This is a genomic window from Enterobacter sp. MF024, assembly GCF_005843915.1.
GTDB classification, from domain to species: Bacteria; Pseudomonadota; Gammaproteobacteria; order Enterobacterales; family Enterobacteriaceae; genus Enterobacter; species Enterobacter barmai.
On the sequence record NZ_VCBB01000001.1, the window covers coordinates 1,009,458 to 1,034,318 of the forward strand.

The following is a 24,861-nucleotide window of genomic DNA, read 5'->3' on the forward strand; positions in this document are numbered from 1 at the left end:
CATCATTGAATTTATTCACTTTTCATTTAGGGATGAGATTATGTCTGATATCGATGCACTAAAAGTTGCGCAACGTATTGATACTGTGCTGGATATTCTGGTAGCAGGCGATGTGAACTCTGCTCTTCGTAATCTCGAGATATTAAAATCAGAATTACTGACCCTCGCAGGCGAGCAGAAAGACCCCGCTGCAGTACCGCCAAAATCACCGTGGGAAGTTTGACGATCGCATTGCCTCTCGTGTTTATGTCAGTTTTCAACTAACGGCTATGCCGTTTTAATATGGATGCTATGAATTCCCGACAACAAATAATATTACAGATGGTGATCGACACAGGGCGTGTAAGCGTCGTTGATCTGGCCAAAGCGACCGGCGTATCTGAAGTCACCATCCGCCAGGATCTCAATCTTCTGGAAAAAATGAGTTACCTCCGTCGCGCCCACGGCTACGCCGTGCCGCTGGACAGCGAAGATGTCGAGACGCGTATGATGAACAATTACGCGCTGAAACGTGAACTGGCGGAGTTCGCTGCTTCTCTGGTGAATAATGGCGAAACGGTGTTTATCGAGAACGGCAGTTGTAATGCCCTGCTCGCCCGCACGCTGGCTGAACAGAAAGAAGAAGTCACCATCGTGACGGTGAGCAGCTATATTGCTCATCTGCTCAAGGAGACGCGCAGCGAAGTCATTTTGCTGGGCGGCATCTACCAGAAAAAAAGCGAAAGTATGGTTGGCCCACTTACGCGTCAGTATGTTCAGCAGGTCCATTTCAGCAAGGCCTTTATCGGCATTGACGGCTGGCAGCCTGATACCGGCTTTACCGGCCGGGACATGATGCGCTCGGACGTGGTCAATGCGGTGCTGGAAAAAGGCTGTGAGACTATTGTGCTGACCGACAGCTCTAAATTTGGTGCGGTTCACCCTTACACGATGGGCCCGGTCTCGCGTTTCAGTCGGGTGATCACCGACGAAGGCATTAAAGAGGCGCACACCACCAAACTGCAACATGACGGCCTGGTGGTCGATATCGTCAAAAAACCTGCCTGAAGCCGTTTCAACGCCCGAGAATTCGGGCGTCATTCTCCCGCCCTTCGCTCTGAGACTATTCCGAGCAATCCTTTAAGACTATTTACCTGTCGGATCAGTGATAAAGACGTAAAATTATTGTTAGCGATATAACAGGAAGTAACTATCACTTGCGTGATCTTGTAACGCCTGCGCGAACAAGTTTCATGGAAAACGGCTTGAGGGGTATTGGTTTCCACTTAAGCGAAATAATTTCCGTGGATCAATATTTCAGGAGAATGAATTATGACTTTTAACAGCAAAAAATTATCCGCTGCTATGCTGGCCGTTACGCTGGCGTTTTCCCTGAGCGCTTGCTCTAACTGGAGCAAACAAAGCCGTAACACCGCCATTGGTGCGGGTGCAGGCGCAATCGGTGGTTCAGTTCTGACCGACGGAAGCGCGCTGGGTACCCTGGGCGGTGCCGCAGTGGGTGGGATTATCGGTCACGAGGTGAGCAAGTAAATAATATACCGATTGCCACCGCAGTCGTTTGATAATGCCCTGTTATTTCTGGCTTTATCTGAATATATGAATATTAAGCCACGGCTAAGGCCGTGGCTTATTTATTTCTGTAACTGTTAACCGCCAGCTAATTTTACTTTCATGCCTTTAGCTTCCAGCAGAGACTTAATCAGATCCCGCTTGTCGCCCTGAATCTCAATTACGCCATCTTTAACCGACCCACCGCATCCGCATTTTTTCTTTAGCTCAGCGGCAATTTGCGCCAGGGTCGCATCGTCGGCATCAATTCCGGTGACCAGACATACGCCCTTCCCTTTCCGCCCGCTGGTCTGGCGTTGTATACGCACAATGCCATCGCCTTTTGGTCGTTCGGCTACTTCTTTTGGTTCATCGATACGCCCGGTATCCGTTGAATAGACCAGGCGGCTGTTTGTATCGCGCATTATGCCCCCTTATGAAGTGATGCGTTGATAGCTTTCAGGGTTTGCGCCGGATCCGCAGACTGGGTTACCGGTCGTCCAATAACCATATAGTCCACACCCGCCGCCATCGCCTGTTCCGGGGTCATAATGCGACGCTGATCGCCAGCTTCGCTCCCCGCAGGACGGATGCCGGGCGTAACCAGCTTGAAGTCCTGGCCGATAGCGCTCTTAAAGCGAACCGCTTCCTGGGCAGAACAGACAACACCGTCGAGCCCGCAGCTGTGCGTCAGGCGCGCCAGGCGCTCGGCATGTTCTGCCGGTGACAGCGTGATGCCAAGATCCAGTAGGTCGCTGGCTTCCATGCTGGTGAGTACCGTGACGGCAATCAGCAAGGGGGCATCTTTCCCGAATGGCACCAGTGCTTCGCGGGCCGCAGTCATCATGCGCGCGCCTCCGGAAGCGTGGACGTTAACCATCCAGACGCCCAGTTCGGCTGCAGCCGCTACCGCGTGAGCCGTGGTGTTAGGAATATCGTGGAATTTAAGGTCAAGAAAGACATCAAAACCGCGCTGCTGCATATCGCGAACAATTTGTGGGCCAAAGAGCGTGAACATCTCTTTACCGATTTTCAGGCGACAGTCGCGCGGGTCAATGCGATCAACGAACGCTAACGCATTGTCGCGATTGTTGTAATCCAGAGCGACAACAACAGGAGATTCAGTAACTACGCGGGAAGAAGATGAAGCTGCAGACGTCATGACCGGACCTTCTCGTCGATGGGCGCCGCATCGGCGCGGGAATGATAAACGGCGTGCATTCTACCTGCGCATCACAAAAATTAACAGGCTCCATTTTCGTTCCTGCCAGACTACAGCGCGCACGGACCAGATGGATAAAAACCTTGCAGTATGTTGTAACTAATATTGGGCTTTTTTAAAAATTACTGCCCATCGAGGCCGCGAATTGGCTTGATGGTGGACCAGGCACGGCAGGACGGACAGTGCCAGTACAGCGTATAGGCCGTAAATCCACACTTCTGGCAGCGATAGCGCGGCTTGCTGCGCACCTGCTCGCCAACCATGTCGCGCAGTACCATCAGGCTCTCTTTGGCGCGCCCCTCTTCCGCATCATTCAGATGGTAATCCATCAGCTTATGGAAGACGCGCATGGTCGGATGGCGCTGCAGCTGGCGGGTAATATACACCTGTGCCGTGTCACTGCCTTCGTGCTCCTGGACCACATCCGCCAGCATCAGCTCAGCAGCGGCACCGGTGTTCTCTTCCACGCAGCGACGCAGGAAGGCAACCCACTCTTCGGCCATACCCAGTTGCTGATAGCAGGTTTGCAGCATCTCAAGCGTTTCACTGACCAGCTCTTTATCCTGATCGATAACCCGGAGAAGGCTCTCCACCGCTTTCTGGTAATCCCCTTTCGCCATGTAGACGCGCCCCATCATGATGGAGACGCGCGCGCTGCTGCGATCGGCGGTAGCGCCTTTCCGGAGCAGCGCCATCGCCTTGTCCATGTCTTCGTTGCCCATCTGCTGCAGGGCCAGTTCACAGTAGAAGTGGGCGATTTCAACGCGCTGTTTGTCTTTACCGAGTTTCACCAGACGTTCAGCAACGTCGATGGCTTTCTGCCATTCGCTGGTAGCCTGATAGATCTGCAGGAGCTGTTGCAGGGCGCTGATGCGAAAATCGGTCTCATCTACCAGCTGTTTAAACATCTCTTCGGCGCGATCGTATAACCCGGCGGCCATATAGTCGCGGCCAAGCTGCTGTACGGCCAGCAGACGCTGCTCATAGGTTAATGAGGCGCTTTCCATTAAGGTCTGGTGAATGCGGATGGCGCGGTCAACTTCGCCGCGGGAACGGAACAGATTACCGAGAGTCAGGTGGGCCTCAACGGTACCGGTGTCCTCTTTCAGCATCTCGAGGAACAGGTCTACCGCTTTATCCTGTTGGTTACTCAGGAGGAAGTTAACCCCGGCGACATAATCGCGTGAAAGGCGGTTCGCTTCATCCTGTTTATTTTGTTGCGCACTTCTGCGGCCCATATACCAGCCATAGGCTGCGGCTACAGGCAAAAGCAGAAACAACAACTCCAGCATCTTAGATTATTCCTTCGCTACCGGCACACCTGAACTTACCGGAACGTCGGTCGGAGGCGCAATTTGGTTTTCAAGACGTTTAATTTTACGTTCGGCACGGGCAAGCGTTACCCGAACTTTAAGCCAGAACAGACCACAAATCAGCCAGCCGATTGCAAATCCTGCAGCGAACAGTACCGCCAGGAGGCTGGAAATTCGATACTCGCCTTGCGCCAGCAGATAATTAAACGTTACCTGTTGATCGTTTTGCGCGCCCAATGTGACGGAAATGACAAAAATCGCCAACACCAGTAAGAAAATGAGTAAATATTTCACATTACTTCCCGTTATGTGGTTTGAGCGAATAAAGAGTGTTCAACATAGCGTAACCAGCCTTATAAACTACCATTTTCATGACGTGGGCGAAACGGAAAAAGCGTCGCGCCACGTTCAGATCTGCGGCTAAATATGAGAATTTCAACCTCAGTCAGCTTTCTTGCTCTCTGTCGGCGATTTCCCGCTTCTCTTCTGCCGGAGGCGTGAGCGGACCACAGAATCGCTGGGCAAGCCAGGTTGCACAGGTGATGAGCAGCCATGAAATCAGGGTCGCCACCACCAGATCCCGCGGCCAGTGCATGCCAAGCAGCAAGCGGCTTCCCATCACGCCCGTTGCCCAGACCAGCAGTACGATGATGGTCACCGTGCGCCGCCGCGGCCACAGCAGACCTACTCCCAGCAGTGCCCAGCTTGCAGCAAACATGGTATGCCCGGACGGGAAGGCAAACCCGGTCTCTTTCTGCCAGTGTTTACGTAAAAAAGTGGGAATAGTCTGTTGTTCAGCAAGCTGTTCTTTTACCAGCTCACCGCGCGCTTTACGCTTTAAATTGTAGAAGTCGTTCACCGGGACATGGTGAGTTTTTTCCATCCAGACCACGAAAGGACGCGGCTCCTGAACCCGATCCTTGACCCAGGATTTTACGCCCTGACCGATAAGAATGACTCCTGCCAGGATGGCAAAGAGCATGATGGCGGCTCGCAGACGAAAACGCAGGCACCACAAAAACCAGGCGCAAAGAAGTGTGTGGGTGATAATCCCCCAGGGTTGGGTGACCGTCTCCGTTACCCAGAACAGCGCTTTCAACCATCCGCTATTCGCGCCTGGCTGCCACTGCCAGCCCGATATCCATAAAGCCACAGGCATAATAAGCAATATCCCTGCGCCAACCGCCGTGCGGCGGGCTATTGAAAGCATGTCGTCTCCTTTTTTCGATAAGCCTCACAATCATAACCGAAAAATTACAGCTGCGTAAAAATGTCGGATTGTGCGTTTAACGTTCGTTAAGCCGGGCGTGATTAGGTGAACCCGCGCAGCTTGTGGCAAAATAAGACAATACCGACAGCCAAACAGGCGACAGACACAAGGCGTGTCAGCATTTTCTGGAGAATCACATGCAGCTTAAACGTGTGGCAGAAGCCAATCTGCCAACCCCATGGGGCGATTTCCTGATGGTGGGCTTTGAAGAACTGGCAACCGGGCAGGATCACGTGGCGTTAGTGTTCGGCGATACGTCCGGGCAGACGCCGGTCCTGGCCCGCGTTCATTCCGAGTGTCTTACGGGTGATGCCCTGTTTAGCCTGCGCTGCGATTGTGGTTTTCAACTGGAAGCCGCACTGTCGCACATTGCGGAAGAAGGCCGGGGCATCCTGCTGTATCACCGCCAGGAGGGTCGTAACATCGGTCTGCTGAATAAGATCCGCGCGTATGCGTTGCAGGATCAGGGCTATGATACCGTTGAAGCAAACCACCAGCTGGGCTTTGCTGCCGACGAACGCGATTTCACCCTGTGCGCGGATATGTTCAAGCTGCTTGGTGTGGACGAAGTACGTCTGCTGACCAACAACCCGCGTAAGGTGGAGATCCTGACCGAAGCCGGGATCAATATCGTTGAACGTGTACCGCTGATCGTGGGCCGTAACCCGAAAAACGAACACTATCTGGATACCAAAGCGGCGAAGCTCGGGCATCTGCTTAACAAATAACAACAACAGCCCGGCAGCGTATGCGTGCCGGGCTGTTTTTTTAAGTCAGCATATTACGAATGACATAGTGCAAAATGCCGTCGTTCTGGTAGTAAGTAAGTTCCGTTGCGGTATCAATACGGCAGCGGCAGTCAACAACTTCGGTTTGCCCATCGGCTCGCGTCAGTTTGACCGGTACCGTTGCACCAGGGGTAAGATTTTGCAGGTCCGCAATATCAATCCGCTCCTCGCCTGTCAGCCCCAGCGTTTTACGTGATGCCCCCTGCGGGAACTCCAGCGGTAAAATCCCCATGCCAATCAGGTTTGAACGGTGGATACGCTCGAATGATTCGGCGATCACCACCCGTACGCCGAGCAGTCGTGGCCCTTTTGCTGCCCAGTCGCGGCTTGAGCCGGAGCCGTACTCTTTCCCGGCTATCACCGCCAGCGGGGTGCCTTCCTGCTGATACTTCATCGCAGCATCGTAGATGGAGATCACTTCTGTTCCAGGCAGATGACGGGTCATCCCGCCTTCCACGCCCGGCACCATCTCGTTGCGAATACGGATATTGGCGAAGGTACCGCGCATCATCACCTCGTGGTTGCCACGACGCGAACCGTAGGAGTTGAAGTCACGACGCTCCACGCCACGGCCCTGGAGATAACGCCCTGCCGGGCTATCGGCTTTAATACTGCCCGCTGGGGAGATGTGGTCGGTGGTTACCGAGTCGCCGAGAATGGCCAGCACGCGCGCGCCGTGAATATCTTCCAGCGGTTTGGGCTGTGCTAGCATGTCATCAAAGAAGGGTGACAGACGAATATAGGTGGAATCATCCTGCCAGCTGTAGGTGTCTGACCGCGCCACCTCGATGGTTTTCCACTCCGGCGTGCCTTCGAACACTTCGGCGTACTCTTTGCGGAACATGTCGGTAGAGACTTTTTCAACCGCAAGGGCAATCTCCTGCGCCGACGGCCAGATATCTTTCAGATAGACCGGATCGCCTTTGCGATCGTGTCCCAGCGGATCGGTTGCCAGATTGATGTTCATATTGCCCGCCAGAGCATAAGCTACCACTAGCGGCGGAGAGGCCAGCCAGTTGGTTTTTACCAGCGGATGAATACGTCCTTCAAAGTTGCGGTTACCCGAGAGCACCGCCCCTACCGTCAGGTCGCCCTGCTTGATTGCCGTCTCGATAGGATCCGGCAGCGGCCCGGAGTTACCAATACAGGTTGTACAGCCGTAGCCTACCAGGTTAAAGCCCAGCTCATCCAGATAAGGCGTCAGGCGGGCCTGCGCCAGATAATCAGAGACGACTTTGGATCCCGGCGCCAGCGAGGCCTTGACCCACGGCTGGCGTTTCAGGCCAAGCGTAACGGCTTTTTTCGCCAGCAGCCCAGCCGCCATCAGCACGCTGGGGTTCGAGGTGTTGGTGCAGGAGGTAATGGCCGCGATGACGACCGCGCCGTCCGGGAGCTGATACTGGTGACCATTCATCACGTAATCAATAGGCCGCCTGTCTTTCTGCGCGGTGTTAACTTCCAGCTCATTGCTGGCAGCAAAGGCTTTCGGCACGTCCGCCAGGGCCACGCGGTCCTGAGGACGTTTTGGCCCGGCGAGACTGGCTTCAACTTCGCCCATATCCAGCGCCAGCGTGCTGGTAAACACCGGCTCATCGCCCGTGTTACGCCACATGCCCTGTGCTTTGGCATAGGCTTCCACCAGCGCGACCTGCTCGCTGCTGCGCCCGCTGAGGCGCATATACTCCAGCGTCACACCATCGATCGGGAAGAAACCGCAGGTGGCGCCGTATTCGGGAGCCATATTGGCGATAGTGGCCCGGTCCGCCAGCGGCAGGGAGTCGAGCCCGTCGCCGTAGAATTCAACAAATTTACCCACCACGCCGTGCTTACGCAGCATCTGGGTGACGGTGAGCACCAGGTCGGTGGCGGTGATCCCCTCGCTCAGCTTGCCGGTCAGCTTGAAGCCGACCACGTCCGGGATCAGCATGGAGACCGGCTGGCCGAGCATTGCCGCTTCGGCCTCGATCCCCCCTACCCCCCACCCCAGTACGCCAAGGCCATTGATCATGGTGGTGTGTGAATCGGTACCGACCAGCGTATCCGGGTAGGCCACCCACTCTTTATCCTGCAATTCACTCCATACCGCTTTGCCGAGATACTCCAGGTTGACCTGGTGGCAGATACCGGTGCCGGGTGGGACGACGCTGAAGCGGCTGAACGCCTGTTGGCCCCACTTCAGGAACACATAGCGCTCGTGGTTACGCTCCATCTCCAGGCGTACGTTCTCTTCAAAGGCATCATCATCGCCAAAGTGGTCCACGGTCACCGAGTGGTCGATAACCAGATCGACCGGAGAGAGCGGGTTCACTTTGGCGGTATCGCCGCCAAGGCGTTTGACCGCTTCACGCATCGCCGCCAGATCGACCACCGCCGGAACGCCGGTGAAATCCTGCATCAGAACCCTGGCGGGACGATAGGCTATCTCCCGGTCGGCATGGGCGCTCTGCAACCATCCGGCCAGGGCATGAATATCTTCAGCCGTAACAGAGACTTCATCCTGCCAGCGCAGGAGATTTTCCAGTAACACTTTAAGCGACTTGGGTAAGCGCGCGATATCCCCAAGTTCCTTTGCGGCCAGCGGCAGGCTGTAGTAGTGATAGGTTTTGTTCTCAGCCTGCAATGTGTCCTTACTGGCTTCGCGTAGGGTTAACGACATAAGCTCCTCCTTAATTACCGGGATTGCGATACCCTGACTTTGATCAGGGCCGTAATTAAAGATAACACATCGTCACCGTAACGATTTGATAACAACTCAAATAGACAAATTCGGCGGGAAAACAAAAAGCCCCGCCGGAGCGAGGCTTTCGTCATTCACTGGAGGGTGAGCCAGATCAGCTGGCACCAGAAGAGGATCGAGAGGGAAAACGCGGCCATCCACGACCAGTATTTAGCTCCGGATATATTATTCATCATTGCGACACCACGCTTTATTTATTCTTTGACAGCTGAGTTTGCCTCAGTTCGATATTGCTGATGTGTATTTATTAAAGAGTACAAAAGCGCATCAGATTATTATCACGCACGCTGATAATACGAATTATTGTTTTTTGGCTTCGTCTTCTGCGAACAAATCAATAAAGGCTTGCTGCTGCGGTGACAACTTCCAGGACGCCGGAACGTTACCTGTAGCGTCATTACGGACTTTGCGACGCGTGTCACGCTGCTGACACACAGGCTTCACTGCTTCACTACGCCCCTGAACCGCCATAATTAACCCCAGAATTTCCAGACCAGAAACGCCACCACGACCCAAAACAGCGTGGAACCCAGAAACACCGCCAGCCAGGCTTTACGCTTAAGTCCTGGGTCCCTTTGCGGCTCGTGACTTCCTGACGGCATTGCTAACCTCATACAATCGATTTCGCTTATCATTTTGATACCAAACAATTGGTATAAGTAATCGTGACTGAGATAAATCCTAAAGAAACTTTAGTCGAAGATCCAGCGAATTTACGAATCCTGTGGCGTCAAATATTTAATCTTTTGAGCGGAAATATATAAATGAAACGTGGAATTTGCGTAGCGGTTAATTATTTTCTATTTTTGTCAGCTTTGCTGAGCAGTTTCAGGAAAAAAACGCCGTAACCCCATGGTTAATGAGGCATGAGAGAAAACTGGAGGGGATTTTAATTCAGAACGACAACTGAGAAGGGTATCTTTCCCGAGGGAAAGATACCGAAGGTTATTATTTTTCCGGCAGCTTGATATCTTTAAACATCGCTTCGATATCTTCGTTCGAACGTAGCGCCACCGCGGTATCGACCACGTCGCGGGTCAGATGTGGTGCGAATCGTTGAATAAAATCATACATATAGCTACGCAGGAAGGTGCTGCGACGGAAACCGATTTTGGTGGTGCTGTGGCCGAACACCCCCTGGGTATCCAGTCGTACTAAATCGGGATCGGCCACAGGATCCACCGCCATGCTGGCAATAACCCCTACCCCCAGGCCAAGGCGCACGTAGGTTTTGATCACATCGGCGTCGGTGGCGGTAAAGACAATCCTTGGCGTCAGCCCTGCGCGGTTGAAGGCGGTATCCAGCTCCGAACGGCCCGTAAAACCGAAGGTGTAAGTCACCAGCGGATACTGCGCCAGCTCTTCAATGGATACCGAAGTTTTCGCCGCCAGCGGATGCTCCGGCGTCACCACTATCGAGCGGTTCCAGTGATAGCAAGGCAGCATCACCAGATCGTCATACAGATGCAGCGCTTCGGTGGCGATAGCGAAGTCCGCGTTGCCCTTGGATACCGCCTCGGCGATTTGCGTCGGCGAGCCCTGATGCATATGCAACGACACGCGAGGATAGCGCTCGATAAACCCTTTGATGACGCCGGGCAGAGCGTAGCGCGCCTGGGTGTGGGTGGTGGCGATATACAGTGAGCCTTTATCCGGCCAGGTGTGCTCCCCGGCAACGGATTTAATGGCATCGACCTTCGACAGCACTTCGCGGGCGATACGAATAATCTCCTGCCCGGCAGGCGTAACCTGGGTAAGGTGTTTACCGCTGCGGGCGAAAATCTGGATCCCCAGTTCATCTTCAAGCATACGGACCTGCTTGCTGATGCCGGGTTGCGAAGTATAGAGACCTTCTGCGGTCGAGGAGACGTTAAGGTTGTGGTTGACCACCTCAACGATATAGCGGAGCTGCTGTAGTTTCATGCCAGACCATCCGATTTAGCGCACACGGGCAATCGCTTAAGACGATTTGATAATAAGAAAAGGGTTAACTATAACCACTATATCACTTATATCTTTGCTGTATAGTCCGTAACAAAAAATAATAACCGGGCAATAAAAAAGGGCCGGAACCCCGGCCCTTTAAAGGTAACTTACAGTAAATTAAGGTTATTTCTTACCTTCAACCCATTTACCGTCAACATAAAATGCTGACCAACCTGTCGCTTTACCGTCTTTTTCAGCAGCAACATATTGCTGCTTAGTTTTACGGCTAAAGCGCACAACGGTCTTATTACCCTCTGGATCCTGCTGAGGAGCATCGGCCAGATAGCGCAGTTTTTCTGCCAGACGATCGCGGAAGCGATAAAGCTCTTCGACCAGTGGCGCACGCGTTTCACGAGATTTCGGGAAGGTGTTCGCCGCCAGGAAGACGCCCGCAGCGCCATCACGCAGAACAAAGTAGGCATCGGACTTTTCACACGGCAGTTCCGGCAGCGGAACCGGATCTTCCTTCGGCGGTGCCACTTCACCATTACGCAGGATCTTACGCGTGTTTTTGCAGTCGTCGTTGGTGCAGGCCATGTACTTACCAAAACGCCCCATCTTCAGGTGCATTTCAGAACCACACTTCTCACACTCCACAATCGGACCGTCATAGCCCTTGATGCGGAACTCGCCCTCTTCGATCTCGTAGCCGTCGCAGGTCGGGTTGTTACCACAGACATGCAGCTTACGTTTCGGATCGATCAGGTAGCTGTCCATCGCCGTGCCGCATTTGGTGCAGCGACGTTTGGCGCGTAGGGCGTTGGTTTCCGCATCGTCGCCTTCCAGCACGTTCAGCACTTCGTTTTCCGGCACCAGGTTGATGGTGGTTTTGCAGCGCTCTTTAGGCGATAACGCATAGCCTGAGCAACCGAGGAACACACCGGTGGTGGCGGTACGAATACCCATCTTACGGCCGCAGGTCGGGCAGTCGATGCTGGTCAGCACCATCTGGTTCGGCTGCATGCCACCCTCTTCAGGGTCTTTTTCCGCTTTGTCCAGTTGCTTTGTAAAGTCGCTGAAGAAGCTGTCCAGCACCTTCTTCCACTCGGCTTCGTGGTTAGCCACCTGGTCAAGGCTGTTTTCCATCTGCGCGGTAAAATCGTAGTTCATCAGCTCGCGGAAGTTATCTTCCAGGCGATCGGTGACGATTTCCCCCATTTTCTCAGCATAGAAACGACGGTTTTCGGTCCGCACATAGCCGCGATCCTGAATGGTCGAAATGATCGACGCATAGGTAGACGGGCGACCGATACCGCGTTTTTCCAGCTCTTTCACCAACGAGGCTTCGCTGAAGCGTGCCGGCGGCTTGGTGAAGTGCTGTGCCGGGGTCAGCTCAACAAGGGTGAGTTCATCCCCGGTGTTGACCGCTGGCAGGGTTTTATCTTCATCACCCTTACGCAGCGCAGGCATCACTTTGGTCCAGCCGTCGAAACGCAGGATACGTCCACGCGCTTTCAGGCGGAAATCACCGGCCCCCACGGTCAGGGTGGTGGAGTCATACTGCGCAGGCGTCATCTGACAGGCAACGAACTGGCGCCAGATCAGCTGATAGAGTTTCTGCGCGTCGGCTTCCATATCCTTCAGGGATTCCGCCAGCACAGCGACGTCGGAAGGACGAATGGCTTCGTGCGCTTCCTGCGAGTTCTCTTTGCTGTTGTACTGATTTGCGCTCTCAGGCAGGTATTTCTTACCGAAGTTATCGCCAATGTAATCACGCACCATGTTAACGGCGTCCTGGCTCAGGTTGGTTGAGTCAGTACGCATATAGGTGATGTAACCCGCCTCATACAGACGCTGAGCCATCATCATGGTTTTTTTCACGCCATAGCCCAGACGGGTGCTGGCCGCCTGCTGCAGCGTGGAAGTAATAAACGGTGCGCCGGGCTTGCTGCTGGTCGGTTTGTCTTCACGATCCAGTACCTGATAGCGGGCTTTTTCCAGCATCGCCACCGCGGCCATAGTCTGATCGCGGTTTTCAGGGCGGAACGGTTTATCGTTCTGATGGGAGACTTCCAGCGGCAACGTATCGCCGCCTGGCGTCGTTACGCTGGCGTCAATTTCCCAGAACTCTTCCGGCACAAACGCTTTGATTTCGCGTTCCCGTTCAACCACCAGACGTACGGCAACAGATTGCACGCGGCCAGCTGAAAGACCACGCGCAATCTTTTTCCACAGCAGTGGAGAGACCATATAGCCCACGACGCGGTCCATAAAGCGGCGCGCCTGCTGGGCGTTAACGCGATCGATATTCAGCTCGCCCGGCTTTTCAAACGCCTGGCGGATCGCGTTTTTGGTAATTTCGTTAAACACCACGCGGCTATAGCGTGTGTCATCGCCACCGATCACTTCCCGCAGGTGCCATGCAATGGCCTCCCCTTCGCGGTCAAGGTCGGTTGCGAGATAGATATGGTCGGCTTTTTCCGCCAGCTGTTTCAGCTCGGAGACGACTTTCTCTTTACCCGGCAGTACTTCGTACTGTGCCTGCCAGTTATCCCATGGGTTAACCCCCATGCGATTTACGAGCGCGCTACGTTCATCCTTTTTAGGCTTTTTGGCCCCTTTGGTGGAGGTAGAGTCGGCGCTCTTCTTGGCTGAGCCACTGGTCGGCAGATCGCGGATGTGACCGACGCTGGACTTAACCACGTAGTCACTACCCAGATACTTATTGATCGTTTTGGCTTTTGCCGGGGACTCAACGATAACGAGAGCTTTACCCATATTCACCTTTACCTAATTTGTTTCTTCCAGGAATACGTCGCGTGAGTTCACCTTCCACTGGCGACGAGACAGTTATATAGCGACGCCATCAGTGGATATCAACCCTCTTTTCAGTTCAGTCGCAAAAACGACGTCACACAAGCGGTTGAGATAACGCGCTTTTTCTCGCTTCAGTGTGACTGCACGACGAGACTTAGGTCGAATGTCAAGCAAATCTGTTGCCAGAATGACGAAAGCGCACACTCTACCTGATAAAATCCGTTACGCAACTTTATTAGCATGCAAAAGCAAATCACGCCAGCGCTGTCCGTCTTGCCCGACAAGCGCCAAAATGGGGAAAATTTGCTCCCGGGACCGCTGCGGCGTAGACTAATAACACTGTTTAAGGAGTGGATAATGCAGCAAACTACCCAACCAATTGACCGCGTAACCTTGCTTGCTGAAGCAAATAAACTCATTCGTGAACATGACGACACCTTGGCAGGAATCGAAGCCACAGGCGTAGAGCAGCGCAATGGTGTGCTGGTGTTCAGCGGGGAATACTTCCTGGACGAGCAGGGTCTGCCGACCCCGCGCAGCACGGCAGTATTTAACATGTTTAAATACCTGGCCCATGTGCTCTCCGAAAAGTACCATCTGGTTGATTGATGCGAAAACGCGAGGCAAATGCCTCGCGTTTTTATTCAGAGCAGCGGTTTTTGCCCGCGCTGCAACCAGCGCAGCAGCAGACGATCCGCGCTTTCAGCGGCGCTATTGGTAAAGCGATCCATCAGCTTTTTACGACGCATATAGCGCACGCCAACCAGTTCGCGCCCTTCCATCAGAGATAGCAGCAGATCGTCGCTAGTGCCCACCTGATCCACCAGCCCCTTGTCCAGCGCCTGGGTGCCGTACCAGTGTTCGCCGGTGGCGACCTGGTCGATATCCAGTGAGGGTCGCATCTCTTTCACGAACCCTTTAAAGAGCTGGTGGGTATCATTGAGATCTTCACGGAACTTCTGTCGCCCCTCTTCGGTGTTTTCACCCAGCAGAGTCAGCGTGCGTTTGTACTGGCCTGCCGTATGAAGCTCCACATCAATATCTTTATTTTTCAGGAAACGATTGAAGTTCGGGATCTGTGCTACCACGCCAATCGAACCAATAATAGAGAAAGGCGCCGCGACAATTTTATCGGCCACGCAGGCCATCATGTAGCCACCGCTGGCAGCGACTTTATCCACCGCGACCGTCAGCGGGATCTGCTTATCGCGCAGTCGTTGCAGCTGGGAAGAAGCCAGTCCGTAACCATGCACCACCCCACCCGGGCTTTCGAGACGCAGCACAACCTGGTCTTCAGCTCTTGCCACCGCCAGCACCGCTGTCACTTCTTCACGCAGAGATGACACTTCATGGGCATCCATGCTGCCTTTAAAATCCAGCACATAAACGCGCGGTTTCGGCACTTCAGGACGATGCTCCTGTTTTGCTTTCTGCTTTGCAGCTTTCGCTTCGAGCTTGTGCTTTTTTTTCTGCGCTTTGTGCCACAGCTTCTGCTCATGAGCGTCAAGCAGCGCCACTGACATCTCTTCCTTCATATCCGTGTACTGCTCGCTTAAGCGGGTAATGCGCAACTCGCCGCGCTGGCGTTTGCGCTGCGTCAGGTTAACAATCAGAACGGCGATCACCGCAATGGCAATCACCACCGTCGCGATTTTGGCCAGAAATAATCCGTACTCAGAAAGTAATTCCACGCGTCCACCTTGGTTTAACCACTTGTTTTCTCACTCAGTGTACAACAGCCTTCAGCAGGCGTCTCTCAGCTGACGATACCCTTGCGAGCCGTCTTCAGAAATGTTTATTTGTGGATGAAATATTTGCAAATTGTTAATTTTACAGCGAACTCACCGGTAGACTGATTGTAATCAGCCGCGCTTTCGGGCATAAAGCCGAAAAGAGACCGCACAGCATGGGCCGCGCCAACGCGCGCCTGAGGAGTGACCTTGCACTATCAACCTAAAAAAGATCTTCTGCAAAACCGTATTATTCTGGTCACGGGAGCCAGCGACGGCATTGGCCGCGAGGCGGCATTGACCTATGCCCGCCACGGTGCGCGCCTTATCCTGCTGGGTCGTAATGAAGATAAGCTGCGCGATGTTGCTCAGGCTATCGCCAGTGAAGGCGGAGCCCCCACCCGCGCGTACATTCTCGACCTGTTAACCTGCACCCCGGAGAGCTGCCGGGAGCTTGCCGGGCGTATCGCCACCGAGTATCCGCGTCTGGACGGCGTGCTCCACAATGCGGGCCTGCTTGGCGAAGTCCGCCCAATGGATGAGCAAAACCCGGAGATCTGGCAGCAGGTCATGCAGGTGAACGTTAACGGCACCTTTTTCCTTACCCAGGCCCTCCTTCCTTTATTACTGCAGTCCGATTCCGGCTCGCTGGTCTTTACTTCATCAAGCGTCGGACGCCAGGGCCGGGCAAACTGGGGCGCGTATGCCGCCTCGAAATTTGCCACCGAAGGGATGATGCAGGTGCTGGCTGAGGAGTACCAGAGCCGCCATCTGCGCGTGAACTGCATCAACCCTGGCGGGACGCGTACCAGCATGCGCGCCAGCGCGTTCCCGAGCGAAGATCCGCTTAAACTGAAAACCCCTGCCGATATCATGCCGCTCTATCTGTGGCTGATGGGCGACGACAGCCGCCGGAAAACCGGCATGACCTTTGATGCCCAACCCGGCCGTAAACCAGGAATATCGCAATGAGTGATGAACGTCATCAACAGCGCCAGCAGCGCCTTAAAGAACAGGTTGATGCCCGCGTTGCCGCAGCTCAGGATGAGCGCGGGATTATTATCGTCTTTACCGGCAACGGCAAAGGCAAAACCACTGCGGCTTTTGGCACGGCAACGCGCGCCGTCGGTCACGGTCAAAAGGTGGGCGTCATTCAGTTCATTAAGGGCGAGTGGCCAAACGGCGAGCGTAATCTGCTGGAACCGCATGGGGTGGAGTTTCAGGTCATGGCCACCGGCTTTACCTGGGATACTCAGAACCGCGAAACGGACACTGCGGCCTGTCTGGCCGTCTGGGAGCATGCGAAGCGTATGCTGGCGGACCCAACGCTGAATATGGTTCTGCTGGATGAGATCACCTATATGGTGGCCTACGACTATTTACCGTTGCAGGAGGTGGTTGAGGCGCTGAACAGTCGTCCGGCACACCAGACGGTGATTATCACCGGGCGCGGCTGTCATCGGGATATTATGGAGATGGCGGATACGGTTAGCGAGTTACGACCGGTTAAGCACGCTTTCGATGCAGGCGTTAAAGCGCAAATCGGCATCGACTATTAACAAAAAACCCGCCGAGGCGGGTTTTGTTTTAGCCGTTGTTGTTACGGCTGCCAGAGCGGCGATTACTGCTGACCTGGCTATGACGTTTAACCGCCCGACGGATCTGGTTCGCTTTCATGCGACGACGATCTTTCTCCACCGCCACTTTCGAAGTGGTTTCCGGGGTCAGTTCTACCAGCTCACGCAGATAGTTGGTCTGGGTTAAATCCAGCTCCGTATAGCCGCCACGTGGCAGACCCTTCGGCAGAAGGATGTCACCGTAACGGACACGGATCAGACGGCTAACCTGCACGCCAACGGCTTCCCACAGACGACGCACCTCGCGGTTACGACCTTCGGTCAGGGTCACGTTGTACCACTGGTTAATGCCTTCGCCACCGGTGAACTTAATGGTTTTAAACGCTGCCGGGCCATCTTCAAGCTGCACGCCGCGAGACAGTTCACGGATCTTATTGTCGTCAACTTCACCGAACACACGAACCGCGTATTCACGTTCGACTTCACGGCTTGGGTGCATCAGACGGTTTGCCAGTTCACCATCGGTAGTGAACAGCAGCAGACCGCAGGTGTTAACGTCCAGACGACCTACCGCGATCCAGCGCGCGCCGCGCAGTTTTGGCAGGCGGTCAAACACGGTTGGGCGACCTTCCGGATCGTTGCGTGTGCAGAGTTCGCCTTCCGGCTTGTAGTAAGCCAGCACGCGGCAAATCTGCTCGGCAGACTCTTTCACGGAGATCAGGTGGCCGTCGATACGGATTTTCAGGCCGGGTACGATGTCAACACGATCGCCCAGGGTGGCGATTTTACCGTCCACGCTGACACGACCTGCTGCGATAATGGTTTCGATTTCACGGCGTGAGCCGTGGCCGGCGCGGGCCAGCACTTTCTGTAATTTCTCGCTCATTGAGCTTCCTTCAGGTGTCGCCTTCACAGGCGTCTGGTGTACTTTATGAAATAATGAGCTAACTTAAAAAGCATCTCATTGTCATGTAAGTACTTATTACATTAAAGGGTGTCTCATTTAGTACACCCGCACAAACGTGACCTGCCATATTACATTAACTTCGAAAGGAATGCTTCTTCACGTTTCATTTGTTTAAGTCTGGCTGCTGATAGTCTGGGCCATGAATCATTGGTTATGAACCTGGTTTCCCTAAACATCCCTCTTGTCCGAAAAGAGTGAACGAGCCTTTGCTACAATTTTACTTTAGTTCGACCATTATTGCTCATGAAGTAATTGTATGTAAAATAGTCACCTCGTTAATATCCATTAAGAATAGAGGGATTTATGGCAATGGGTTTTTACCTTCGGGTGGGTGACCCGACTACCTGCAGAGGGAAGATACTAACTGGGGATGAAACGCTAAGTTGGTATGGTGTAGCCGGAGCGCGGGAAGGTGACCTGGTGTCATGCGGCAATCATCCGGGGACATATAAAATATTAGGAGGCACATCTGAAACGTGGGCCGATGGTAGAAGACTGGCGGGAACACTGGGCAGCGTCAGTTCCTGTCCGTGTAAGGCCACGTTCGTCCCTACTATTCCTGACCGTTATGAACAAGATACCCTATTTTCGTTGAAACATTCAGGTATCACAGAAAAGATCCTTACATCAACATTTCTCCCACAGTCAGATCCTGAACAACATGCACAGGCAGCGAAGAAGCAAAATAGCTTCGCTGACATCTGCAAGCCAGAAGATAACCCGCTACTTAACGGCGTTTACCTCTGGACTGAAACCACAAGTGCAGGTCATGCTTTCGTTTCGGTGCATGAGCATAACAGCATCTATCTCTACACCTATGGTCGCTATGGACGCACTGATAAAAGTACCTTCACTGGGGATGGGATTTTAGACTTTTTCCAAGATGAAGATGCGCGAAAGTATTACCGATACGAACTTTATGAAATGGGTGCTCGTGCTTTCCGCATTGATGATGCTGATCCTAAAAGAATCCGTAAATTCTTCGAAAACCTTTGGATTAGCGGTGTAGCACCAATTCAAACGCCAAACATGCAAGACGGTACAAAGCGAAGAGGCCGCACGATTGATAAGTATGATGTGACTGGTAGCAACTGTACCACCCACTCAGTTGAGGGGATAAAGTTTGCTGGCTCAAAGTTATTCGATCACGGTTACACATCCACGACAACACAGCTACCAATCAACATAGAAGAAGATTTTACTATTCCGGTATCACTGCAAAATTATCTTCAAACAAAGAGTGCAGACTTCTCCTCAATGCTCGTTGTCGAAATGACTAATACATTCAAACAGCAGTACCCTAACACCGAGAACAAAAGCCCTCAACCAATGGGAGGGAGTGCAAAAATTGAACAATCTGCTGCCAATTCCGCTGCTGTTGTAGGCTCAACATCCCCATACTCAGGCGGTACAGTAGGCGGTTCATTGGGAAGCACTTACGATGATGAATAAGAAGTTCTGGATCAGGTGGATGAGTATCGCGCTGATCTGCGTAGCGTATTACGTTATCGTGCTTTATTTCGATCTGGTCTTCGCTCTTAACTTTTCAGAGACAATGAGCCAAGGCGGAGAATTTACCCCTTCTCAATGCACCTGGTTTGTTAAGGAGCTATCGCAAAATCACTCTGATTCGGCTTTAACCTCTATCATTGGTTTCGCTGTCTGCGTCCCTCTGATCCTGCTTGTCTTCAAAAAAGTGAGATGATGCCAAAGGCTGGAGAGATCCAGCCTTTGGCCCTTTTCCGTGATTTTAGACAATAGAAGCTATAAAGGCCCTTTTGCGATACAGCTACATACGGAGTTGTTGAGCAAAAAACGAAGGAAAAGGTGTAAACTCATGATGAGAATCGAGATGTGGCTAATGGTTGTTACGCAAGCTGGTAACAACCACTAATCAAAACAAACTAACTCATTGATTCCAAATGAATTAATATTTATCTTATACGCCTTCACAGGCGTCGAATAGGGTCATTATAGCGGAGAAATTACCGCTAAACTGATGGCCGCGTAGTATAGCGGCTTACACCGTTACAAGAAAGGCTTAACGTCCCCCACGCCTTCACGCAGCACGACCGGCGCATCTTCCGTTAAATCAATTACCGTGGTCGGTTGCTGGCCGAGATAGCCACCGTGAATAATCAACTCCACCTGCTTCTCGAGGCGGTCTTTGATCTCATCCGGATCGGATTCGGTAAATTCGCTGCCCGGCAGCATCAGCGAGGTGGAGAGCATCGGCTCGCCGAGGGTTTCAAGCAGCGCCTGGGCAATCGGGTTCGACGGCACGCGCATCCCGATGGTTTTGCGTTTTTCCTGCAGCAGGCGGCGCGGCACCTCTTTCGTCCCTTTAAGGATGAAGGTGTAGTTGCCCGGCGTGTTGTTTTTGATCAACCGAAACGCGACGTTATCCACGTAGGAGTAGGTGGATAACTCAGAGAGATCGCGGCACATCAGGGTAAAGTTATGCCCGTTCGGGATGTGGCGGATCCGGCAGATACGCTCCATCGCGGATTTATCTTCGATCTTACAGCCCAGCGCGTAACCGGAATCGGTTGGATAGACGATAACCCCGCCCTTACGCACGATCTCCACGGCCTGATTAATCAAACGCGGCTGCGGATTGTCAGGATGGATATAAAAAAATTGGCTCATACTACCCTCTCTTCAATTGGCGTTGGCTGCTCCCAGAGTTGCCACACCGGCTCGACGCCAGCAGGTAACCAGAGCTTGCGTCCCAGCTCTATCCAGGGACAAGGCTGATGAAAATCAGAGCCCTGGGAGGCAAGGAGTCCATACTGGCGGGCATATTCAGCCAGCTGACTGCGCTCGTTGGGTGCCTGCTGACACTGGGCGACTTCCATCGCATCTCCGCCGTGTTCGGCAAAGTAAGCCAGCAGACGTTTCAGCCATTTGGCGGAGAGGTTATACCGCCCCGGATGCGCCAGTACCGCCTTGCCGCCAGAATGATGAATGACATCAATAGCTTGTTCTATTGTACACCACTGGGGAGGAACGTATCCGGTTTTCCCGCGGGCGAGGTATTTTTTAAATACATCCGCAATGTTATTTGCCTTACCGGCTTCCACCAGATAACGGGCAAAGTGGGCGCGGGTCACCGCCCCGTCTTTCGCCAGCCGCATGGCCCCTTCCCAGGCACCGGGAATATGGGCTTTCTCCAGGCGTTCGGCGATCATCTCGGCCCGCAGCACGCGCCGCATTTTTTGCTCATCCAGAAACGCGCGCATCTCCGGGTTTTCAATATCGATGTTTAACCCGACGATATGAATCTCATGATTTTCCCAGACGGTGGATATCTCCACGCCGGTTATCAGGGTCAGGGGCAATCCGCTGCGGGTAATCTCTGCCCGCGCGGCTGCAATGGCCTCGGTGGTATCGTGATCGGTAATGGCCAGCGTGCCCACTCGCATCTCATGGGCGCGATGGACAAGCTCTTCAGGCGTAAGCAGGCCGTCAGAGGCCTGCGTGTGGCTGTGTAAATCATAAATCACTGCGTAATTCGTGTCGCTCAAAGCGGCTCCCGTCACTGCTCGTCAATATCTGCGCGGCCATAATAACGGTATGTGGTGAAATTCTGAAATCGGGGGGTTGACAATAAGCCATCGAACTAGTTAACTAGTACGCAAGTTCACTCAACGAGGTATCTGAAAATGACCGCACATTTTACTCTGCACAGCTGGTGGCGCACTTCCTGATTAACGGGCAGTGTCGTACGTCTGCGTCATGCATTCAGATACCTGGCCCGCCACTGAGCGGGCTTTTTTATGAACAGAATAAAGAGAACAACATAATGCAAACAGCCAAACCGAACCTCGAACTGCTGACCCGCGAGGCGGCGTATCGCCACAACCCCACCGTCCTGTTCCATCAGGTGTGCGGCGCGCGTCCCGCCACTCTGCTGCTGGAGTCTGCGGATATCGACAGTAAAGACGATCTGAAAAGTCTGCTGCTGGTCGACAGCGCCCTGCGCATCACCGCTTTGGGCGATACCGTCACCCTGCAGGCGCTTTCTGAAAACGGTGCGGCCCTGCTGTCGCTGCTGGATGATGTTCTGCCAGCTGGCATTGAGAATGAACATCGCCCTGACCAGCGCATCCTGCATTTCCCGCCGGTCAGCCAGCTGCTGGATGAAGATGCCCGCCTCTGTTCTCTGTCGGTGTTTGATGCCTTCCGCCTGCTGCAAAACCTGGTCAATGTGCCGGAAAGCGAGCGCGAAGCGATGTTCTTTGGTGGGCTGTTTGCTTACGACCTGGTGGCCGGTTTTGAAGATCTCCCTGAGCTTGAGCAGGGAAACCGCTGCCCGGACTACTGCTTCTATCTGGCGGAAACCTTACTGGTGATCGACCACCAGAAAAAGTACACCCGCATTCAGGCCAGCCTGTTCACCCCGATTCTGGCGGAGAAGCAGCGTCTGGAGCAGCGCATTGCCCAGCTGCAGGCGCAGATGGATGAAGCCCCGCCGGAACTGCCGGTGCAGCGCGTGGAGCAGATGCGCTGCGACGTCAGCCAGACGGACGATGAGTACGGCGTGGTGGTCCGTCAGATGCAGAAAGCCATTCGCGCCGGCGAGATTTTCCAGGTAGTGCCGTCCCGTCGCTTCTCCCTGCCCTGCCCGTCCCCGCTGGCGGCCTATGACGTGCTGAAGAAGAGCAACCCGAGCCCGTACATGTTCTTTATGCAGGATAACGATTTTACCCTGTTCGGCGCCTCGCCGGAGAGCTCCCTGAAGTACGACGCCACCAGCCGTCAGATTGAAATCTATCCTATTGCCGGTACCCGCCCGCGCGGTCGTCGTGCCGACGGTTCGTTGGATCGCGACCTCGACAGCCGCATCGAGCTGGAGATGCGCACCGACCAGAAAGAGATGTCCGAACACCTGATGCTGGTTGACCTGGCCCGTAACGACCTGGCGCGCATCTGCACCCCGGGCAGCCGTTACGTCGCCGACTTGACCAAAGTGGACCGTTACTCCTTCGTGATGCATCTGGTTTCCCGCGTCGTGGGCGAGCTGCGTCAGGATCTGGACGTGCTGCACGCCTACCGCGCCTGCATGAACATGGGCACCCTGAGCGGCGCGCCGAAAGTTCGCGCCATGCAGCTGATTGCTCAGGCTGAAGGCCGTCGTCGCGGCAGCTACGGCGGCGCGGTGGGCTACTTCACCGCCCACGGCGATCTGGATACCTGCATCGTGATCCGCTCCGCCTACGTTGAAGAGGGGATCGCCACCGTCCAGGCGGGCGCGGGCATCGTTCTCGACTCTGTTCCGCAGTCTGAAGCTGACGAAACCCGTAACAAGGCCCGCGCGGTACTGCGCGCCATTGCGACTGCCCATCACGCACAGGAGATTTTCTGATGGCTGACATTCTGCTGCTCGATAATATCGACTCCTTTACCTATAACCTGGCGGATCAGCTGCGTGCTAACGGTCACAACGTGGTGATTTACCGTAACCATGTTCCGGCTCAGACCTTAATCGACCGTCTGGCCACCATGCAAAACCCGGTGCTGATGCTCTCCCCGGGGCCGGGCGCGCCAAGTGAAGCGGGCTGTATGCCGGAGCTGTTGACTCGTCTGCGCGGCAAACTGCCGATCATCGGGATCTGCCTGGGCCATCAGGCGATTGTTGAGGCCTACGGCGGTTACGTCGGCCAGGCGGGAGAGATCCTGCACGGTAAAGCCTCCAGCATTGAACATGACGGTCAGGCGATGTTTGCCGGGCTGATGAACCCGCTGCCGGTGGCGCGCTATCACTCGCTGGTGGGCAGCAACATACCGGCGGGCCTGACCATTAACGCCCATTACAACGGGATGGTGATGGCTGTGCGTCATGATGCGGACCGGGTTTGCGGCATGCAGTTTCACCCGGAATCCATTCTGACCTCCCAGGGCGCTCGCCTGCTGGAGCAGACCCTCAACTGGGCGCTGCAAAAACTGGAGCAGACCAACAGCCTGCAGCCGATCCTGGAAAAACTTTATCAGGCGCAGACCCTGAGCCAGCAGGAGAGCCACCAGCTGTTCTCCGCCGTGGTACGCGGCGAGCTGAAGCCCGAGCAGCTGGCCGCCGCGCTGGTGAGCATGAAAGTACGTGGTGAACAGCCCCAGGAGATTGCCGGTGCCGCCACCGCCCTGCTGGAAAACGCCGCCCCGTTCCCGCGCCCGGACTATCTGTTTGCCGATATCGTCGGCACCGGCGGTGACGGCAGCAACAGCATCAACATCTCCACCGCCAGCGCCTTTGTCGCTGCAGCCTGCGGGTTGAAGGTGGCGAAGCACGGTAACCGCAGCGTCTCCAGCCGTTCCGGCTCGTCGGATCTGCTGGCCGCCTTCGGTATCAATCTGGATATGAACGCGGAAAAATCCCGCGATGCACTGGATGAACTGGGCGTTTGCTTCCTGTTCGCGCCGAAGTATCACACCGGATTCCGCCATGCGATGCCGGTGCGTCAGCAGCTGAAAACCCGCACCCTGTTTAACGTGCTCGGGCCGCTGATCAACCCGGCGCACCCGCCGCTGGCGCTGATTGGCGTCTACAGCCCGGAACTGGTGCTGCCGATTGCCGAAACCCTGCGCGTGCTGGGTTATCAGCGGGCGGCGGTGGTGCACAGCGGCGGGATGGATGAAGTCTCCCTGCATGCACCGACCCTGGTGGCCGAACTGAACAACGGTGAGATCAAAAGCTACCAGCTTGAAGCGGCCGACTTTGGCTTAACGCCGTATCACCAGGAACAGCTGGCAGGCGGCACCCCGGAAGAAAACCGTGACATTCTGACCCGCCTGTTACAAGGTAAAGGTGAGCCAGCGCATGAGGCCGCTGTTGCCGCCAACGTCGCCATGCTGATGCGTCTGCACGGCGAGGAAGATTTACAGGTCAACGCGCAGAAAGTGATTGATGTGTTGCGCTCTGGCGCAGCCTACGACCGGGTTACCGCATTAGCGGCAAGAGGATGAACA

26 protein-coding genes and 1 other annotated feature are annotated in these 24,861 nt (G+C 54.3%); of the genes, 11 read left to right on the plus strand and 15 right to left on the minus strand.

Translation table 11 applies throughout. The features are described 5' to 3' along the window. Positions 1-40 precede the first annotated feature (40 nt). The 3 genes from FFB58_RS04880 (at position 41) to osmB (ending at position 1,530) form a co-directional block, all read left to right on the plus strand. A complete protein-coding gene (locus FFB58_RS04880; RefSeq protein WP_072036731.1) occupies positions 41-223 on the plus strand; it encodes a hypothetical protein in 183 nt (60 codons plus the stop codon). Positions 224-291: 68 nt separating this feature from the next. Then, positions 292-1,047, plus strand: coding sequence for a DNA-binding transcriptional regulator YciT (locus FFB58_RS04885; RefSeq protein WP_138369199.1), 756 nt, complete (start codon positions 292-294; stop codon positions 1,045-1,047). A gap of 264 nt (positions 1,048-1,311) precedes the next feature. Further along, positions 1,312-1,530 carry an osmotically-inducible lipoprotein OsmB gene (gene osmB / locus FFB58_RS04890; RefSeq protein WP_039031862.1) on the plus strand — a complete coding sequence of 73 codons (219 nt, stop codon included), beginning with the start codon at positions 1,312-1,314 and terminating at the stop codon, positions 1,528-1,530. A 116-nt stretch (positions 1,531-1,646) separates the two neighbouring features. On the opposite strand, the gene yciH is transcribed toward osmB, so the two are convergent. The 5 genes from yciH to pgpB form a co-directional block, all read right to left on the minus strand. Continuing rightward, positions 1,647-1,973, minus strand: a complete 327-nt coding sequence (gene yciH, locus FFB58_RS04895) for a stress response translation initiation inhibitor YciH (protein WP_039031861.1) — start codon at positions 1,971-1,973, stop codon at positions 1,647-1,649. Continuing rightward, complete coding sequence (pyrF, locus tag FFB58_RS04900; RefSeq protein ID WP_138369200.1) at positions 1,973-2,710, minus strand: orotidine-5'-phosphate decarboxylase; 738 nt, start codon at positions 2,708-2,710, stop codon at positions 1,973-1,975. The genes yciH and pyrF overlap by 1 nt, the downstream gene beginning before the upstream one ends. 182 nt (positions 2,711-2,892) lie before the next feature. Next, positions 2,893-4,062: a lipopolysaccharide assembly protein LapB gene (gene lapB, locus FFB58_RS04905; RefSeq protein WP_039031859.1), complete on the minus strand. Its 1,170-nt coding sequence runs from the start codon at positions 4,060-4,062 to the stop codon at positions 2,893-2,895. Positions 4,063-4,068: 6 nt separating this feature from the next. Continuing rightward, entirely contained in the window at positions 4,069-4,377 is a 309-nt protein-coding gene (locus FFB58_RS04910; protein WP_039031858.1) for a LapA family protein, read from the minus strand. Positions 4,378-4,528: 151 nt separating this feature from the next. Next, positions 4,529-5,293, minus strand: coding sequence for a phosphatidylglycerophosphatase B (gene pgpB / locus FFB58_RS04915; protein ID WP_138369201.1), 765 nt, complete (start codon positions 5,291-5,293; stop codon positions 4,529-4,531). Positions 5,294-5,490: 197 nt separating this feature from the next. On the opposite strand from pgpB, the gene ribA reads away from it, so the two are divergent. Continuing rightward, complete coding sequence (ribA, locus tag FFB58_RS04920) at positions 5,491-6,081, plus strand: GTP cyclohydrolase II (RefSeq protein WP_039031856.1); 591 nt, start codon at positions 5,491-5,493, stop codon at positions 6,079-6,081. Positions 6,082-6,121: 40 nt separating this feature from the next. Here ribA and acnA read toward each other — a convergent pair whose 3' ends face one another. The 6 genes from acnA to topA all read right to left on the minus strand — a co-directional run bounded on the left by acnA (position 6,122) and on the right by topA (position 13,582). Then, a complete protein-coding gene (acnA, locus tag FFB58_RS04925) occupies positions 6,122-8,797 on the minus strand; it encodes an aconitate hydratase AcnA (RefSeq protein ID WP_138369202.1) in 2,676 nt (891 codons plus the stop codon). A gap of 155 nt (positions 8,798-8,952) precedes the next feature. Beyond that, positions 8,953-9,054, minus strand: a complete 102-nt coding sequence (ymiC, locus tag FFB58_RS23015) for a small membrane protein YmiC (RefSeq protein WP_231568169.1) — start codon at positions 9,052-9,054, stop codon at positions 8,953-8,955. 124 nt (positions 9,055-9,178) lie between these two features. Next, the gene (locus tag FFB58_RS22865) at positions 9,179-9,349 is read right to left on the minus strand and encodes a hypothetical protein (protein ID WP_072036729.1); all 171 of its coding nucleotides are present in this window, start codon (positions 9,347-9,349) and stop codon (positions 9,179-9,181) included. 2 nt (positions 9,350-9,351) lie between these two features. After that, positions 9,352-9,492 carry a YmiA family putative membrane protein gene (locus FFB58_RS04930; protein WP_218015341.1) on the minus strand — a complete coding sequence of 47 codons (141 nt, stop codon included), beginning with the start codon at positions 9,490-9,492 and terminating at the stop codon, positions 9,352-9,354. A 334-nt stretch (positions 9,493-9,826) separates the two neighbouring features. Continuing rightward, on the minus strand, positions 9,827-10,801 hold the full coding sequence (gene cysB / locus FFB58_RS04935; RefSeq protein WP_032611190.1) for an HTH-type transcriptional regulator CysB: 975 nt from the start codon (positions 10,799-10,801) through the stop codon (positions 9,827-9,829). A gap of 186 nt (positions 10,802-10,987) precedes the next feature. Next, positions 10,988-13,582, minus strand: coding sequence for a type I DNA topoisomerase (gene topA, locus FFB58_RS04940; protein ID WP_039031854.1), 2,595 nt, complete (start codon positions 13,580-13,582; stop codon positions 10,988-10,990). A gap of 396 nt (positions 13,583-13,978) precedes the next feature. Between topA and FFB58_RS04945 the strand changes: the two genes are divergently transcribed. Beyond that, positions 13,979-14,230: a YciN family protein gene (locus FFB58_RS04945; protein WP_138369203.1), complete on the plus strand. Its 252-nt coding sequence runs from the start codon at positions 13,979-13,981 to the stop codon at positions 14,228-14,230. Positions 14,231-14,265: 35 nt separating this feature from the next. Here FFB58_RS04945 and sohB read toward each other — a convergent pair whose 3' ends face one another. Continuing rightward, positions 14,266-15,312, minus strand: coding sequence for a protease SohB (sohB, locus tag FFB58_RS04950; protein WP_138369204.1), 1,047 nt, complete (start codon positions 15,310-15,312; stop codon positions 14,266-14,268). Between the two features lie 249 nt (positions 15,313-15,561). Here sohB and FFB58_RS04955 point away from each other — a divergent pair, with 249 nt between their 5' ends. Beyond that, positions 15,562-16,323 carry a YciK family oxidoreductase gene (locus FFB58_RS04955; protein ID WP_138369205.1) on the plus strand — a complete coding sequence of 254 codons (762 nt, stop codon included), beginning with the start codon at positions 15,562-15,564 and terminating at the stop codon, positions 16,321-16,323. Further along, positions 16,320-16,910: a cob(I)yrinic acid a,c-diamide adenosyltransferase gene (gene cobO, locus FFB58_RS04960; protein ID WP_039031850.1), complete on the plus strand. Its 591-nt coding sequence runs from the start codon at positions 16,320-16,322 to the stop codon at positions 16,908-16,910. Before FFB58_RS04955 ends, cobO begins: the two co-directional genes overlap by 4 nt. A 28-nt stretch (positions 16,911-16,938) precedes the next feature. Here the strand turns inward: cobO and rluB are convergent, their stop codons facing one another. Further along, positions 16,939-17,814: a 23S rRNA pseudouridine(2605) synthase RluB gene (gene rluB, locus FFB58_RS04965; RefSeq protein ID WP_039030662.1), complete on the minus strand. Its 876-nt coding sequence runs from the start codon at positions 17,812-17,814 to the stop codon at positions 16,939-16,941. Positions 17,815-18,198: 384 nt separating this feature from the next. On the opposite strand from rluB, the gene FFB58_RS04970 reads away from it, so the two are divergent. Both FFB58_RS04970 and FFB58_RS04975 read left to right on the plus strand, forming a co-directional pair. Continuing rightward, positions 18,199-19,347 (plus strand): PAAR domain-containing protein, encoded by a 1,149-nt coding sequence (locus FFB58_RS04970; protein WP_138369206.1) that lies wholly within the window; start codon positions 18,199-18,201, stop codon positions 19,345-19,347. Then, positions 19,337-19,600, plus strand: a complete 264-nt coding sequence (locus tag FFB58_RS04975) for a hypothetical protein (protein WP_138369207.1) — start codon at positions 19,337-19,339, stop codon at positions 19,598-19,600. Before FFB58_RS04970 ends, FFB58_RS04975 begins: the two co-directional genes overlap by 11 nt. Positions 19,601-19,923: 323 nt before the next feature. Here the strand turns inward: FFB58_RS04975 and FFB58_RS04980 are convergent, their stop codons facing one another. Further along, on the minus strand, positions 19,924-20,544 hold the full coding sequence (locus FFB58_RS04980; protein ID WP_138369208.1) for an L-threonylcarbamoyladenylate synthase: 621 nt from the start codon (positions 20,542-20,544) through the stop codon (positions 19,924-19,926). Continuing rightward, a complete protein-coding gene (rnm, locus tag FFB58_RS04985) occupies positions 20,541-21,422 on the minus strand; it encodes an RNase AM (RefSeq protein ID WP_138369209.1) in 882 nt (293 codons plus the stop codon). Before rnm ends, FFB58_RS04980 begins: the two co-directional genes overlap by 4 nt. 159 nt (positions 21,423-21,581) lie before the next feature. Next, positions 21,582-21,676, plus strand: a sequence feature (Trp leader region). 24 nt (positions 21,677-21,700) lie between these two features. Here rnm and FFB58_RS04990 point away from each other — a divergent pair. Together FFB58_RS04990 and trpD are read left to right on the plus strand one after the other, a co-directional pair. After that, a complete protein-coding gene (locus tag FFB58_RS04990) occupies positions 21,701-23,263 on the plus strand; it encodes an anthranilate synthase component 1 (protein ID WP_138369210.1) in 1,563 nt (520 codons plus the stop codon). Beyond that, entirely contained in the window at positions 23,263-24,858 is a 1,596-nt protein-coding gene (trpD, locus tag FFB58_RS04995; RefSeq protein WP_138369211.1) for a bifunctional anthranilate synthase glutamate amidotransferase component TrpG/anthranilate phosphoribosyltransferase TrpD, read from the plus strand. Before FFB58_RS04990 ends, trpD begins: the two co-directional genes overlap by 1 nt. Positions 24,859-24,861 lie beyond the last annotated feature (3 nt).